This is a genomic window from Pseudomonas sp. COW5, assembly GCF_026240005.1.
GTDB lineage: Bacteria > Pseudomonadota > Gammaproteobacteria > Pseudomonadales > Pseudomonadaceae > Aquipseudomonas > Aquipseudomonas kribbensis.
In genome coordinates this window covers 3,855,751-3,868,459 of record NZ_JAPHVP010000001.1, presented here as the reverse complement: position 1 = coordinate 3,868,459, position 12,709 = coordinate 3,855,751, and the positions used below count along the sequence as shown (strand labels likewise).

Annotated in this window: 11 protein-coding genes; 1 reads left to right on the top strand and 10 read right to left on the bottom strand. The window is 61.0% G+C overall.

The features are described from left to right. Nucleotides 1-125: 125 nt before the first annotated feature. The 3 genes from OQ248_RS17605 to zwf are packed head-to-tail and all read right to left on the bottom strand — an operon-like array spanning nt 126 to nt 2,975. Entirely contained in the window at nt 126-791 is a 666-nt protein-coding gene (locus OQ248_RS17605) for a bifunctional 4-hydroxy-2-oxoglutarate aldolase/2-dehydro-3-deoxy-phosphogluconate aldolase (RefSeq protein WP_011335602.1), read from the bottom strand. 17 nt (nt 792-808) lie between these two features. Beyond that, entirely contained in the window at nt 809-1,522 is a 714-nt protein-coding gene (pgl, locus tag OQ248_RS17600; protein ID WP_265813449.1) for a 6-phosphogluconolactonase, read from the bottom strand. Continuing rightward, entirely contained in the window at nt 1,509-2,975 is a 1,467-nt protein-coding gene (gene zwf, locus OQ248_RS17595; protein ID WP_114885036.1) for a glucose-6-phosphate dehydrogenase, read from the bottom strand. The genes pgl and zwf overlap by 14 nt, the downstream gene beginning before the upstream one ends. Before the next feature lie 226 nt (nt 2,976-3,201). On the opposite strand from zwf, the gene OQ248_RS17590 reads away from it, so the two are divergent. Continuing rightward, the gene (locus OQ248_RS17590) at nt 3,202-4,062 is read left to right on the top strand and encodes a MurR/RpiR family transcriptional regulator (RefSeq protein ID WP_169842436.1); all 861 of its coding nucleotides are present in this window, start codon (nt 3,202-3,204) and stop codon (nt 4,060-4,062) included. 211 nt (nt 4,063-4,273) lie between these two features. On the opposite strand, the gene OQ248_RS17585 is transcribed toward OQ248_RS17590, so the two are convergent. The 7 genes from OQ248_RS17585 to OQ248_RS17555 all read right to left on the bottom strand — a co-directional run bounded on the left by OQ248_RS17585 (nt 4,274) and on the right by OQ248_RS17555 (nt 12,470). Continuing rightward, a complete protein-coding gene (locus OQ248_RS17585) occupies nt 4,274-5,128 on the bottom strand; it encodes a D-hexose-6-phosphate mutarotase (protein ID WP_265813448.1) in 855 nt (284 codons plus the stop codon). 116 nt (nt 5,129-5,244) lie between these two features. After that, complete coding sequence (locus OQ248_RS17580) at nt 5,245-6,594, bottom strand: carbohydrate porin (protein WP_085709656.1); 1,350 nt, start codon at nt 6,592-6,594, stop codon at nt 5,245-5,247. Nucleotides 6,595-6,787: 193 nt separating this feature from the next. After that, entirely contained in the window at nt 6,788-7,948 is a 1,161-nt protein-coding gene (locus tag OQ248_RS17575) for an ABC transporter ATP-binding protein (RefSeq protein ID WP_265813447.1), read from the bottom strand. Between the two features lie 2 nt (nt 7,949-7,950). Next, nucleotides 7,951-8,796 (bottom strand): carbohydrate ABC transporter permease, encoded by an 846-nt coding sequence (locus OQ248_RS17570; protein WP_085709654.1) that lies wholly within the window; start codon nt 8,794-8,796, stop codon nt 7,951-7,953. Further along, the gene (locus tag OQ248_RS17565; protein ID WP_085709653.1) at nt 8,789-9,697 is read right to left on the bottom strand and encodes a sugar ABC transporter permease; all 909 of its coding nucleotides are present in this window, start codon (nt 9,695-9,697) and stop codon (nt 8,789-8,791) included. The genes OQ248_RS17570 and OQ248_RS17565 overlap by 8 nt, the downstream gene beginning before the upstream one ends. A gap of 93 nt (nt 9,698-9,790) precedes the next feature. Beyond that, nucleotides 9,791-11,092, bottom strand: coding sequence for an ABC transporter substrate-binding protein (locus OQ248_RS17560; protein ID WP_085709652.1), 1,302 nt, complete (start codon nt 11,090-11,092; stop codon nt 9,791-9,793). A 118-nt stretch (nt 11,093-11,210) separates the two neighbouring features. Then, nucleotides 11,211-12,470 (bottom strand): AGE family epimerase/isomerase, encoded by a 1,260-nt coding sequence (locus OQ248_RS17555; protein WP_265813445.1) that lies wholly within the window; start codon nt 12,468-12,470, stop codon nt 11,211-11,213. Nucleotides 12,471-12,709: the final 239 nt, after the last annotated feature.

The window sequence follows — 12,709 nt, the reverse complement described above, 5'->3', positions numbered from 1 at the left end:
AACTATGTATCTCCAAATAACGTATCGCGAGATAACGAAAGCTTTTTCAGGCAAAAAAAAACGGTGCACCGACCAAGCGCACCGTTAAAGCCGTAGAACACACAACGAAGTGTCGGGTGAAGCGATCAGTCCAGCAGCGCCAGTGCCTCGGCGGTGCATTCCTGAATACGGGCCCAGTCGCCATTCTTGATCCACTCCGGATCCAGCATCCAGCTACCGCCCACGCACATGACGTTTTTCAGCGCCATGTAGCTCTTGATGTTGGCCGGGCCGACGCCGCCGGTCGGGCAGAATTTCACTTCGCCGAACGGGCCGCCGAGGGCCTTGATCGCTGCCACGCCGCCGCTGACTTCAGCCGGGAACAGCTTGAAGCGGCGATAACCCAGGCCATAGCCTTCCATGATGCCGGAGGCGTTGCTGATGCCCGGTAGCAGCGGGATCGGGCTTTCGACACTGGCTTCCAGCAGGTCACGGGTGATGCCCGGGGTGACGATGAATTGCGAACCGGCCGCTTCGGCTGCGGCCAGCATGTTGCGGTCGAGCACGGTGCCGGCGCCGGTTACCAGTTCCGGACGCTGTTCGCGCAGGATCTGGATCGCCTTGAGGCCAAACTGCGAACGCAGGGTCACTTCCAGCGCAGTCAGACCACCGGCAGCCAGGGCGTCGGCCAGCGGCAGCACGTCCTGTTCGCGGGCGATGGTGATCACCGGCAGGATCCGCGCCTTGGCGCAGAGGCTGTCGATCAGGGCAACTTTGTCCGCCATGGAAACGGTCGGGGATGGGGTTGTCATAGCGGCTGTTCCTTGGCTCATGGGCACCAGTAAATCTCTAACGTAGGTTGCAGAAACGCGCGAACCGGCATGGCGGCGACGTCGTTGGATGCCAGTGCGGCATTCAGGGTGGTCAGTTTCGACTGACCGGAAATCGACAGAATCTTGTGCTTCGCCGAAGCCAGCAGCGCCCGGCTCATGGTCAGGCGTTGACGCGGTACGCTCGGCGCCAGCATCGGCCAGCAACGACGGGTGCCATCGGCTTGCAGGGCTTCAGCCAGGTTCGGGCTGTCCGGGAACAACGACGCGGTATGGCCGTCATCGCCCATGCCCAGCACCAGCACGTCGATGGGCGGCAACTCGGCGAGCAACCGATCGGCCTGCTCCGCCGCCTGCTCGACGTTGGCCGCCGCGCTGTAGAGGCTGAGGAACTGCGCCTTGGCCGCCGGGCCCTTGAGCAGATACTGCTTGAGCAGCCCGGCGTTGCTGTCGGCGTGTTCAACCGGCACCCAGCGTTCGTCGGCCAGTGTCACGAAGACCTTCGACCAGTCCAGTTCCTGCTTGGCCAGGTGCTGGAAAAACGCCACCGGGCTGCGACCGCCGGATACCACCAGCACCGCGTTGCCGCGCGCCGCCAGTGCGTCGCTCAACTGCTTGGCGACATTCAGCGCCAGGCCTTCGGCGAGCAGCACCGGGCTCTTGAACTCGTGGGCATTCACGCCCGCGGGCAGTTTCACATCAGATATCGCCATACCACGACCTCCCGTCCCGCGTGATCAATGCAATGGAGCTCATCGGCCCCCACGACCCGGCCGCATACGGCTTGGGCGCATCACCGGATTTTTTCCATCCGGCGATCAGCTGGTCACACCACTTCCACGCGGCTTCGATTTCATCTTTACGGACAAACAGGTTCTGATTGCCGTTCATCACTTCCAGCAACAACCGCTCGTAGGCGTCGGGGATCCGCGCGCTGCGCCAGGTGTCGGAGAAATTCAGTTGCAACGGGCCGCTGCGCAGCTGCATGCCCTTGTCCAGGCCTTGGTCCTTGGTCATCACTCGCAGGGAAATGCCTTCGTCCGGTTGCAGGCGGATGATCAGTTTGTTGCTGATCTGCAGGCGCTGCTCCGGGGCGAAGATGTAGTGTGACGGTTCCTTGAAGTGGATGACGATCTGCGACAGTTTCTGCGGCATGCGCTTGCCGGTACGCAGGTAGAACGGCACGCCGGCCCAGCGCCAGTTGCGGATGTCGGCGCGCAGGGCGACGAAGGTTTCGGTGTCGCTCTGGGTATTGGAATTCGGCTCTTCAAGGTAGCCCGGTACGGATTTGCCTTCGCTGTGGCCGGCAATGTACTGACCGCGCACTACCTGAGTGGTCAGGCCTTCCGGGCTGATCGGCGCCAGGGCCTTGAGCACTTTCACTTTTTCGTCACGGATGCTGTCGGCGGACAGGTCGGCCGGCGGATCCATGGCGATCAGGCAAAGCAGTTGCAACAGGTGGTTCTGGATCATGTCGCGCAGCTGGCCGGCCTTGTCGAAATAGCCCCAGCGACCTTCGATGCCGACCTTCTCGGCCACGGTGATTTCCACGTGGGAGATGTAATGCTGGTTCCACTGGGTTTCGAACAGGCTGTTGGCAAAACGCAGGGCGATCAGGTTTTGCACCGTCTCTTTGCCCAGGTAGTGGTCGATGCGGTAGGTGCGGTTCTCAGGGAAGAACTGCGCCACGGCATCGTTGACCTTGCGCGAGGATTCGAGGTCCGAGCCGATCGGTTTTTCCAGCACCACACGGGTGTTTTCGGCCAGACCGACCTTCGCCAGGTTCTCGCAGATCGCGCCGTACACCGCCGCCGGGGTGGCGAAGTAGGCAATCATGCGTTGTTTGGTGCCCGCCAGATCGGCCAGCGCCGCATAGTCTTCAGCCTTGAGGAAGTCGACGTGCAGATAGGTCAGGCGCGCCAGAAAGCGCTCGGCCACGGCCTCGTCCAGTTCCTTGCCCACATAGCGGCGCAGTTCGGCGGCGATGAACGCCATGTGCTGCTGCTCGGTGCCTTCTTCACGGGCCAGCGCGATAATACGCGTGTCCTCGTGCAGCAGGCCGGCGCCATCCAGGTGATAAAGGGCAGGAAACAGCTTGCGCAGGGCCAGATCGCCCAGGGCGCCGAACAAGGCGAAGGTGCACGGTTCTACCGTAATCGAAGGCATGATGTTTGTTCTTTTATCAAGTTAAGCTACAAATACCTTTTTTCAAGGCATCACTCAAGGGAAAATGTAGTAATAACCACAACATTTTCGCAAAATACAGATTCCGAGTGGTGGTCGGTCGGAGCCATCAGTAGGATAGGCCACCGTCACGGGCCACATCAAAGGCCCAATTTGCATAGCCGCGCGCTTATCGGCGCCGGTGAATCTAGGAATTCTTATGGACCGCGTGCGAAATTTACTGGAACAGATCCAGAGTCGCCTTGAAGAGCTGAACAAGGCCGAACGCAAAGTCGCCGAAGTGATCCTGCTCAACCCGCAGCAGGCCACCCGCTTCAGTATCGCCGCCCTCGCCCAGGCGGCATCGGTCAGTGAACCGACGGTCAACCGTTTCTGCCGTTCGTTCGGCGTCAGCGGCTACCCCGAACTCAAGCTGCAACTGGCCCAGAGCCTGGCCAGCGGCGCGGCTTACGTCAGCCGCGCAGTGGAGGCCGACGACAATCCCGAGGCCTATACCCAGAAGATTTTCGGCAGTGCCATCGCCTCGCTGGACAGCGCCTGCCAGGCGCTGGACCCGAACCTGATCAGCCGCGCCGTCGACCTGTTGATCCAGGCCCGGCAGATCCACTTCTTCGGTCTCGGCGCCTCGGCCCCGGTGGCTCTGGATGCGCAACACAAGTTCTTCCGCTTCAACCTGGCGGTCACCGCCCACGCCGATGTGCTGATGCAGCGAATGATTGCTTCGGTGGCACACACCGGCGAGCTGTTCGTGATCATTTCCTACACCGGCCGCACCCGCGAGCTGGTGGAAGTGGCGCGCATCGCCCGGGAGAACGGCGCTTCGGTACTGGGCCTGACCGCCGAGAACTCGCCACTGGCCAAGGCCAGCACCCTGAGCCTGAACATTCCGCTGCCGGAAGACACCGACATCTATATGCCGATGACTTCGAGGATCATTCAGTTGACGGTGCTGGATGTGCTGGCGACGGGGATGACCTTGCGTCGTGGAGTGGATTTCCAGCCGCATCTGCGCAAGATCAAAGAGAGTTTGAATGCGAGCCGGTATCCGGTCGGGGATGAGTTCAACTGAGGCGTTAAAAGCCCACCCTCACCCCCACCCTCTCCCGGAGGGAGAGGGCGCCGACGGAGGTGTCTCGGGCTGTACATCGACCTGAAAGATTGGGTCGATTATGGATTCGGTACTGCAATTTCACGTCGGCGTAACTCGTCAGCATCCCGCAGTCAGTCCCCTCTCCCCCCGGGAGAGGGTTAGGGTGAGGGCAGCGGTCGAACTGACCCACTCAAGCCCCCGCCCAAGCCTGCAAACTCAAATGCGCCTTCTCCCCCGGCGCCAGATGCAGGCTGTCGGTGCCCCCCGCCGCCGCTTCAACACAGACAAATTCCGAAATTTCATCCCAGGTCACGCCCAGCAACGGCCGCGCCCCCGGGTGCCAGACCACCGTGTCCGCGCTCTCGCCGGTATCGATGCACAACTCGCGCTGCCAGGCATGATCCTTGAGCTGCAATTCGCCGTCGTGCTGGAACACCCGCTGACAGCCACCATCAACCCGCAACTCGCCTTCCTGCTGACAGGCTTCACGGTTCAACTGGTCATAACCCTGCGCCCCTTCGAGCCCAGACAGCGCTATCTCACTCACATCGCCAATACGCCAGTAAGCGTGCAAAGCCTGGCTCAACTGGCACGGCATGTCGTCCTGATGCTCGGTGCTCAGGCGCAATTCCATGCGTTCGCCCAGGTGCGCGTGCAGGTCCACCTGCCAGTCGCACAACTGCAATTGCCAATGCAGACGCACGCCGTCATCGGCGGTGCTGCTGTCGAGCAGTTTCCAGTCCAGCAGTCGCGCCCAGCCGTGGGACGGCCACGCGTTTTCGCTCGGATGGCGGCCATACCACGGCCAGCAAACCGGCACACCGCCACGGATCGCGCCGACATGCGGCCACTTCGCCGCGCACCACAGCCACGGCTTTTGCCCGCGCGGCTGAAAGTGCAGCAACTGCGCGCCCTGACGACTGAACACCGCCTGACACAGCGGATGGTCGATCACCAGCACATCGCGCATCTGATAGCGCTCCCAGGCGAACACCGGTCGTTCGCGCAAGGATTTGAAGAAGCGTTGCAGCGGATGCTCATGCATGGGCCACGGTTCCAGATTCAACTTTCATGGGCTGCGACACCCCTTTGCAAAAAAAAGCGGACAGCCTGGGCTGTCCGCAAATATGCGCACATAGAGAGGAGCTTATCGCAGACGCGTTAGAACGTAGACTGAATTTTCAGGCCAGCGACCAAAGCGTTGTCCACTTGATCCACACCACCCGGGTGAGTGATGTATTGCAGGTTAGGACGCACGGTCAGCCAGTTGGTAACGTGGAAGCCGTAGTTGATCTCGTAGTTGTATTCGGTCTCGCGAATCGGCGAGAACACCGGATTGTCGTAGTCCGAAACACCGTTGGAAGCGTTCAGCAGTTCGGCGTTTTTCTTCACGTCGTCGTTGACGTGGATACGCGCCGCACCGATACCGACGTCATCCTTCGGACGGGCGTCGAACGGGCCTTTGTAAACAAACATCACCGACTGGTAGTTGTCGATGAAGTTGGTGTCCTTGTCGTGGAACGTGGCGTTGGCCGCGATGTTCAGACCACGGGAAGCGTCGCCGTTGTGGCTGGTGAGTTGCTGTTGCGCAACGAACCAGTAGCCGTGTTTGCTGCTGTGGGTGCGGTAGGCATTGCCGGTGGTTGCAGCGTCGTTGCCGTTGATGTCTTCGCGGACGTCAGCGGCATCAGCCGTGCTCTTGTAGTAACCAACGCGGTATTCGCCCGGCAGGCTGTTGACCTTCGGCGACCAGACCAGCTCGACCGGCAGCACGGTACCGGCGGTGCCGCTGCCGCTGAGTTTGAAGCCGTTGCCGTGTTCCAGCTGCGACGGGTTCTGGTTGTACGCGCCGATCTGCGCGTAGAGCTCGTCGTTGATGTTGTACTTCACGCGGATCGCGGCCTGGCTGACGGGCCAGTTGTACCAGATGTTGGTCGCCCAGTTACCGACCTGCGAGCCGCAGAACGCCAGGTTCTGGAATTCGCACGGGAAGGTGTTGAAGTCTTCGCCTTCACCGAAGTAACCGGCCTTGACGTCGAGCTTGTTGTCGAAGAACTGGTGCTGAATCCACAGTTGGGTCAGACGCACCATGTGGCCACGACCGTAGACTTCCTGCGAGGAAGACAGGGTGCCGGCACGCGGGTCGCCAACGCGGTCGTTGGAGATGTTCTGACCGTTACGGTTGGTCAGCTGGATCTTGGCCTGCGTGTTGTCCCAGCCCCAGAGTTTTTGCAGGTCCAGCGCCACGCCCAGACCGAACTGGTCGCTGTAGCGGCCGGTCTTGTCGTCGTTGTAGCCGCCATGCAGGTTGGCGCCCATTTCGCCAACGTAGTCGGCCTTGATGTCGATGCCTTGCTCGATCAGCTTGGTCCGCTCACCACCCCAGTCGCCCGTCATCCATTTGGAATCGGAGCTGAATGCATCGGCGGCCATGGCATTGCCGGCCATGACCAATGCGGCCGCGGCTGACACTTGGCAGATCAACCGGGCATTGACGTGTTTCTTTTTCATCCCTACATCCTCGTCTTTATTGTTATTAACTGTTTTTTTCCAACGCGGTTTACATAAAAAGTGCAGTGAACGACAGAACGAACACCACTTTTCCCCTGTGGGAGCGGGCTTGCTCGCGAAGGCTTCATGTCAGTCGACATATGTGTTGCCTGACACTCCGCTTTCGCGAGCAAGCCCGCTCCCACCTTGTTCTTCAGCGCCCTTTGAATTGCGCTACGTTTGCAGATCGCGCTTCGGTCTGCGAATGACCCGCAACCCCCAGGCGCTCGCCGCTCTTGGCGTCGAACAGCAGCACTTTCGACGGATCGAACTGCAGGGTCAGGGTTTCGCCCACCTGCGGCGCCACGTCCGGCGCCAGTCGGCAGCAGACCTTGGTGTCGTTGAGGTTGACGAACACCAGTGTGTCCGGACCGGTCGGCTCGGTGACCTGCACTTCAGCCTTGATGCTCGGCAGGCCGTTGCCCTCGCCGTTCGCCAGCGCGATCTGCTCAGGACGCAGGCCGAGGATCACTTCGCGGTCTTCGAGACCGGCGTCCTGCATCGCCATCGGCAGCTCGCAACGGGCCTGGCCGCTGTCGAGCAGCGCCACCAGACGGCCGTCCTTGCGTTGCAGGCGCAGCGGGATGAAGTTCATCGGCGGCGAACCGATGAAGCTCGCCACGAACAGGTTGGCCGGGTCGTTGTAGATCTCTTTCGGCGTACCGAACTGCTGAATGATCCCGTCCTTCATCACCGCCACTTTATCGCCCAGGGTCATCGCTTCGATCTGGTCGTGAGTCACGTAGACCGTGGTGGTTTTCAGGCGCTGGTGCATCAGTTTCATTTCGGTACGCATCTCGACGCGCAGCTTGGCGTCGAGGTTGGACAGCGGTTCGTCGAACAGATAGATCTTCGGACGACGCGCCAGGGCACGGCCCATGGCGACACGCTGTTGCTGACCACCGGAGAGCTGGCCCGGCTTGCGATTGAGCAGGTGCTCGATCTGCAGCAGCTTGGCCACGCGGGCAACTTCCTCGTCGATGGCCGACTGGCTCATCTTGCGGATCTTCAGACCGAACTCGATGTTCTCGCGCACGCTCATGGTCGGGTACAGCGCGTAGGACTGGAACACCATGGCGATGTCGCGATCTTTCGGGCTCATGCCGCTGACGTCCTGGTCACCGATCATGATCGCGCCGCCGGTGATGGTTTCCAGGCCGGCGATGCAGTTCATCAGGGTCGACTTGCCGCAGCCCGATGGCCCGACAAGGATCAGGAACTCACCGTCCTTGATCGACAGTTCGATGTTCTTAAGGGTGTCCGGCAGGCCGGCACCGTAAGTCTTGTTTACATTGCGAAGTTCGAGCGTAGCCATGATTACCCCTTGACTGCGCCGGCCGTCAGCCCGCGCACGAAATACTTGCCTGCGACCACATAGACCAGCAGGGTCGGCAGCCCGGCGATCATCGCCGCCGCCATGTCCACGTTGTATTCCTTGGCCCCGGTGCTGGTGTTGACCAGGTTGTTCAGCGCCACCGTGATCGGTTGCGAATCACCGCTGGAGAACACCACGCCGAACAGGAAGTCGTTCCAGATCTGGGTGAACTGCCAGATCAGGCAGACCATGATGATCGGGGTCGACATCGGCAGGATGATCCGCCGGAAGATGGTGAAGAACCCGGCACCGTCCAGGCGTGCAGCCTTGATCAGCGCATCCGGAATGCTTACGTAGTAATTACGGAAAAACAGCGTGGTGAACGCCAGGCCGTAGACCACGTGCACGAACACAAGGCCGGTGGTGGTGCTCGCCAGGCCCATCTTGCCGAGGGTGAACGACGCCGGCAGCAACACGGTCTGGAACGGCAGGAAGCAGCCGAACAGCAGTAAACCGAAGAACAGCTGCGACCCCTTGAAGCGCCAGAACGACAGCACATAGCCGTTCAACGCACCGATGGCGGTGGAGATGATCACGGCCGGAACGGTGATCTTGATCGAGTTCCAGAAGTAGCCGTCAACGGTAGCCCAGGCTTTCACCCAGCCGATGCCGCTGACCACGGTCGGCCAGCTCAGCAGGTTGCCGGTGGAGATGTCTTCCGGGGTCTTGAAGCTGGTCAACAGCATGACCACCAGCGGTACCAGATACAGCAGAACCGCAAGGATCAGCACCGCGTAGATCGCGATGCGACTCAGGCTGATGGCCGGTTTGGAGGCGAGACTAGTCATGACGCTTGGTCCTCAGCTCGGAGTACAGGTAAGGCACGATGATCGCGAGGATCGCACCGAGCATAAGAATCGCACTGGCCGAGCCCATGCCCATCTGCCCACGGCTGAACGTGAACGAGTACATGAACATCGCCGGCAAATCGGAGGAATAACCCGGGCCGCCGGCCGTCATGGCCGCTACCAGGTCGAAGCTCTTGATCGCGATGTGCGCGAGGATCATCACCGCACTGAAGAACACCGGACGCAGGCTTGGCAGCACCACTTTCCAGTAGATGCGCGGCATGCTCGCGCCGTCGATCTGGGCGGCACGGATGATCGATTGATCAACACCACGCAGGCCGGCGAGGAACATCGCCATGATGAAGCCCGAAGCTTGCCAGACCGCCGCGATCACCAGGCAATACACCACGCGATCCGGGTCGATCAGCCAGTCGAGACGGAAGCCTTCCCAGCCCCAGTCCCGCAGCAACTTGTCCAGGCCCATGCCCGGGTTGAGCAGCCATTTCCACGCGGTACCGGTAACGATCATCGAGAGCGCCATCGGGTACAGGTAAATAGTGCGGATAAAGCCTTCGCGACGGATTTTCTGGTCGAGGAAAATCGCCAGCGTCACGCCGATCACCAGAGTGATAGCGATGAACATGCCGCCGAACACGGCCAGGTTCTTGCTCGCCACCCACCAGCGATCGTTGTCGAACAGCCGCGCGTATTGCGCCAGACCTGCCCACTTGTAGTTCGGCAGGAAGGTCGATGTGGTGAACGACAGGACAAACGTCCAGAGGATATAGCCATAGAAGCCCACCAGAACGATGAACATGCTCGGCGCCAGCACCAGTTTCGGTAGCCAGCGCTGCAATGCGTCGAACGGCGAGGCCTTGCTGAACACAGCAACAGAACTCATGGGAAGATCCAGTAAAAAAGATGAGGGACCGCTGCAAGCTCCCAGCCTCAAGCCGATGCGCGACTTGAAGCTGGCAGCTGCTCTACGCCGGTGTTACTTGGCAGCCTTGACGGCGGTGCCGAGTTTCTTCGCAGCGTCGGCCGGGTCGGCTTTCGGGTCGTTGATGAAGTTGGTCACGACATCGAAGAAGGCGCCCTGTACGGCCAGCGTGGTCGCCATGTTGTGCGCCATGCTCGGCTGCAGGCCGCCGGTCTTGGCGTCTGCCAGGAAGTCCTTGGCAGCGGTCTGGGCGCAGGAGTCGAAACCGTACTTGCCCATGTCGGCAAGCATGTCGTTGCGCACCGGGATCGAGCCCTTGTTGATGCTGAAGACTTTCTGGAAGTTTTCACCCAGCACGACTTTGGCAATGTCCTGCTGACCGGCCGCGGTGCCCGCGTCCTTCTGCTTGAACACGGCCAGCGAGTCGATGTTGTAGGTGAACGCCTTGTCGGTGCCCGGGAAGGCTACGCACTCGTAGTCCTTGCCGGCGACTTTCTTGGCGGCGGTCCATTCGGACTTGGCCCAGTCACCCATGATCTGCATGCCGGCCTTGCCGTTGATGACCTTGGCCGCTTCGAGGTTCCAGTCCTGGCCCTTGCCGTCGACGTCCATGTAGGTCGCAACTTTCTTCAGCTCGGTCAGGGCCTTGACCATTTCCGGACCGGTCAGGGCAGCGTTGTCCAGGTCGACCAGGGCTTTCTTGTAGCCATCAACCCCCATCACCGACAGCACGACCGCTTCGAACACGGTGCTGTCCTGCCAAGGCTGACCGCCGTGGGCCAGCGGGATGAAGCCCGCAGCCTTCAGCTTGTCGCCGGCGGCGTAGAATTCTTCGAGGGTGGTCGGGGCTTTGGCGATACCGGCTTTCTTGAAGACTTCCGGGTTGATCCACAGCCAGTTCACCCGGTGAATGTTCACCGGCACGGCCACGTAATCACCGTCGTACTTCACGGTATCGGAGACTTTCTTGTCGAGCAGGCTGTCCCACTTCTCGGACTTGGAAACGTCCTTCAGCACGTCGGTGTCGAGCAGACCGGTGGACGCCCATTCCTGGATGTCCGGGCCTTTGATCTGGGCCACGCCCGGCGGGTTGCCGGCGACGGCACGGCTTTTCAGCACGGTCATGGCAGTCGCACCGCCACCACCGGCGACAGCGCCGTCTTTCCAGGTGAAACCGTCTTTTTCCACTTGTGCCTTGAGCACATCGACGGCGGCTTTTTCGCCACCGGACGTCCACCAATGCACGACTTCCACCGAACCTTTGGATTCGGCAGCGGAAACACTCAGGGGCAGCACAGCGAGCGGGAACAGGGAGGCGACAGAAATGACAGTAGCGAGGCGAGAAATCGCATTCATCTGAGATGTACCTTTCTTGTTGTTATGCATGCAAGTCTGGTGCTTGCGCTGCACACGAGTTTAAACAGGGCGTTTCCCCTCGCAGGTAACGAAGGGACGCGCAAATGTCACCGCATGGTTACACAGGAACGGGCCGGGACAACTGTGCCAGCGCAGTCGCCATGCTCGGCGCCAGCGGCAGACGCGGGATCAGCACCGCCTGCCAGGCGTGATACAGATCCGGTTTGCCCGCCCAGATATCGGCACTTGGACGGTTCTGCGGATCGAGTTCGTGATGCCAGCTGCCGTCGCAGCAGTCGATGAAATTCGCTTCGCAGAATTCCCAGAATAGCCGGTACCAGGATTCGTACTGCGCATCGCCGGTGCGTTTGAGCAGGGCACTGGCGGCGGCGCTGGCCTCGGCATGCGTCCAGTGCAGGCGATGGCGCACCACGGCCCTGTTGTCCCAGTCGAGGGTGTAGACGATGCCCGGGGCGCCATCGACGTCCCAGCCATGACGGCAGTTGTTCTCGAACAGCTTCTGCGCATCGGTGGCCAGCCAGCCCGGCGTGAGCATGCCGGCCTGGACCCGCGCCGCTTCGAGGTGCAGCAACAGCCGCGCCCACTCGAAACCGTGGCCCGGTGTGGTGCCGTAGGGACGGAAGCCGTCGGCGGGATTGTCTTGGTTGTATTCGCGCAGCGGCTGCCAGTTTCGGTCGAAATGCTCGATCACCAGATAGTCGTTGGCAGCGGCGTGACCGTGGATTACCCGTTCAACGATGCGTTGCGCACGCACCAGCCAGCGCGGGTCTTCGGTGACGTCGGCCAGCGCGAGAAACGCTTCGGTGGCGTGCATGTTGCTGTTGGCGCCGCGATAGGCTTCTTCTTCACTCCAGTCACGGTTGAAGAATTCGCGCAGGGCGCCCTCTTCTTCGCTCCAGAAATACGTGTCGATGATGTCGATGGCGTCATCCAGCAACGCCTGTGCGCCGGGACGTTGCGCGACCACAGCGGAACTTGCCGCCAGCGCGACGAATGCATGCAGATAAGCGTTCTTGCCGGTGTTGCCGTCGCGGTGCTCGGCGACGGCGAACCAGCCGCCATGCAGCGCATCGCGCAACGGGCCGCGCAACGCCTGGATGCCGTGATCGACCAGCTCGGCGAAACCCGGCAGGCCCTGAATGTGGGCCATGGCGAAGCTGTGGGTCATGCGCGCGGTGTTCATGGTTTCGGCTTGCGCACCGGCCTGGAGCTGGCCGCGCTCATCGAGATTGCCGAAGCCTTCGGGCAATCGCGAAGCCTTGGCGAACGCCAGCAGACGCAGGCCTTCGTCGGCGAGCCATTGCTGGTGGGCAGGGGCGTTCAGCCAACTGCTGAAGCCCGGATTGAAGTGATCCATGGAAGGCCTTTTTTTGTTGTTATGACTGCGGGCAGTCTAAACAACGGGCCGGGGTTGGCTTGTAACGAAGGGGGCAGGTTTTGTCACCGGATCGTGACAAAGAGCCTACCCTCACCCTAGCCCTCTCCCGGAGGGAGAGGGGACCGATCGGGGGATGCTTTAAAGAAGCATCGACCTGATCCTGCTTTACCGAATCCATAATCGACTCAGTTTTTCAGGTCGATGTATGACGCCAGACA